Source organism: Kineococcus vitellinus, from assembly GCF_009906315.1.
Lineage (GTDB): Bacteria > Actinomycetota > Actinomycetes > Actinomycetales > Kineococcaceae > Kineococcus > Kineococcus vitellinus.
This window is the reverse complement of sequence record NZ_JAAALL010000502.1, coordinates 1-1,791: the sequence shown is the minus strand read 5'-3', so window position 1 is coordinate 1,791 and position 1,791 is coordinate 1. Positions and strand designations below refer to the sequence as shown.

Annotated in this window: 3 protein-coding genes, 1 tRNA gene and 1 other RNA gene; 1 reads left to right on the top strand and 4 read right to left on the bottom strand. The window is 77.6% G+C overall.

Annotated elements, in window-relative coordinates:
- The 4 genes from GTQ99_RS22875 to GTQ99_RS22860 all read right to left on the bottom strand — a co-directional run.
- On the bottom strand, positions 1–359 hold a 359-nt coding region (locus GTQ99_RS22875), incomplete at its 3' end, for an SWIM zinc finger family protein (protein WP_338075208.1).
- 70 nt (positions 360–429) lie between these two features.
- Positions 430–1,062: a LytR C-terminal domain-containing protein gene (locus GTQ99_RS27325; protein WP_166617961.1), complete on the bottom strand. Its 633-nt coding sequence runs from the start codon at positions 1,060–1,062 to the stop codon at positions 430–432.
- 60 nt (positions 1,063–1,122) lie between these two features.
- Positions 1,123–1,422, bottom strand: a complete 300-nt coding sequence (locus GTQ99_RS22865) for a type II toxin-antitoxin system VapB family antitoxin (RefSeq protein WP_338075207.1) — start codon at positions 1,420–1,422, stop codon at positions 1,123–1,125.
- Positions 1,423–1,509: 87 nt separating this feature from the next.
- Positions 1,510–1,594 (bottom strand) — tRNA-Ser (locus tag GTQ99_RS22860).
- 97 nt (positions 1,595–1,691) lie between these two features.
- Here GTQ99_RS22860 and ffs point away from each other — a divergent pair.
- Positions 1,692–1,788: signal recognition particle sRNA small type (gene ffs, locus GTQ99_RS22855), an RNA gene on the top strand.
- Positions 1,789–1,791 lie beyond the last annotated feature (3 nt).

Genomic DNA, 1,791 nt, shown 5'->3' with positions numbered 1-1,791 from the left:
GCCACGGGCGGCGCCCCCGCCAGCCACGCCTGCGCGTGCGGGGCGGGGGCGCCCGCCTCGGGGACGGCTCCGCTGGACCACAGCAGCAGCAGGCCCACGGCGTGCTTGCAGGGGAACTTCCGGCTCGGGCAGGAGCACGTGAACGCGGGCCCGGACAGGTCGACGACCGTCTGGTAGGGCGTGCTGCCCGAGCCCTTGCACAGCCCCCAGACCGCGCCGCCGCCGCCGGCACCGCCGGCCGCGGCGAGCGCCCCGGTCTGCGACCACGGGGCGGGCACGCCGAGCTTGCGCCCGGCGGCGGCGCCGGCGGCGTCGGGGGCCAGCGCGAGCACCTGCTCGGCGCTCCAGCGGTCGATCACGCGTTCGACGCTAGCGACCGCCGCCGACACGGGCCGGGCACCGCGGGGACGTTCACCCGGGCGGCGGTCCTCAGCCGGGCGGGCAGCCGGCGGGCAGCGGCGCCGCGGGCGCCGGGACGGGAGCGCTGAGCGCGTCCTCGGCGAGCAGCTGCTGGTAGCCGTCGCCGAGGCTGACCGCGACGGCCGGCGCGGCCGGGTCCTCGGCGAGCTGCGCGTCCGGGAAGCGCGCGCCGACGGTGACCGCCTGCTGCAGCTGGGCCGGCGGGTAGCTGACGACCGCGGTCACCGGGCCGGCGGGGACGGGGGCGTTGGCGACGTCGGGCACGACGAACCCGCGGGTGCGCAGCTCGGCGGCGACCGTGGCCGCGAGCCCGCGGCGGTCGGTGCCGTTGAGGACCGCGACGCTCACCTCGGCCGGCGGGAGCAGCTGCGGGGCCGCGGGCGCCGAGCACGCCGGTCCCGGGGCGGCCGCGGGCTCGGGGTCCGCGCCGGGGTCCCAGCGGCCCGTGTAGACCAGCGCCGCACCGCCCCCGACCGCCAGCACGAGCAGCACGATGACGCCGAAGACGGCGCGCTGGCGCCACAGCCTGCTGCGCCGCTGCCCCGACAGCCGGCGGTAGGACTCCTCGTCCAGCCCGTCGTCGATCTGCTCGTCGAACTCCTCGGAGGCGGGCAGCACCGCCTCGTCCCGGTCGCCGTCCACCCCGTCGTGCGCATCCCGTCGCCGTGCCACCGGCCCCCCTCGTCCTCCTCGTCGTCCCGGTCAGTCCGGGACCGTCAGGACCCGCGCGTGCAGGACCTGCCGCTGGTGCAGCGCCGCCCGGACCGCGCGGTGCAGCCCGTCCTCGAGGTAGAGCCGCCCGCGCCAGGAGACCACGTGGGCGAACAGGTCGCCGAAGAAGGTGGAGTCCTCGGCCAGCAGGGCGTCGAGGTCCAGCGTGCGCTTGGTGGTCGTGAGCTCGTCGAGGCGCACCTGGCGGGGCGGGACGTCGGCCCACTGGCCGACCGTCTCGTACCCGTGGTCGGGGTACGGGCGCCCGTCGCCGACGGCCTGGAAGATCACGACCACGGAGTCTAGGCGCCGGGAGCGGCGGGGGCGGGGAGGACGCGCGAGGCCCGCCCCCGGAACCGGGAGCGGGCCTCGCCGCTGCGGAGGATAGGGGATTTGAACCCCTGAGGGCGTTAACCCAACACGCTTTCCAAGCGTGCGCCATAGGCCACTAGGCGAATCCTCCAGTGCTCCCAGCGTAGCGCGCTCCGGCGGGTGCTCCGCACCCGGGGCGCGGCGGGGCGGGCGGTTGGACCCGGGGCCGGGCGTCTCGTACAGTGGCGGCAGACCCCTCGTGCGGCGTCATCCCGCTGAACCCCCCCAGGGCCGGAAGGCAGCAAGGGTAGGTGGGCTCTGGCGGGTGTGCGGGGGGTCCCTCACGTC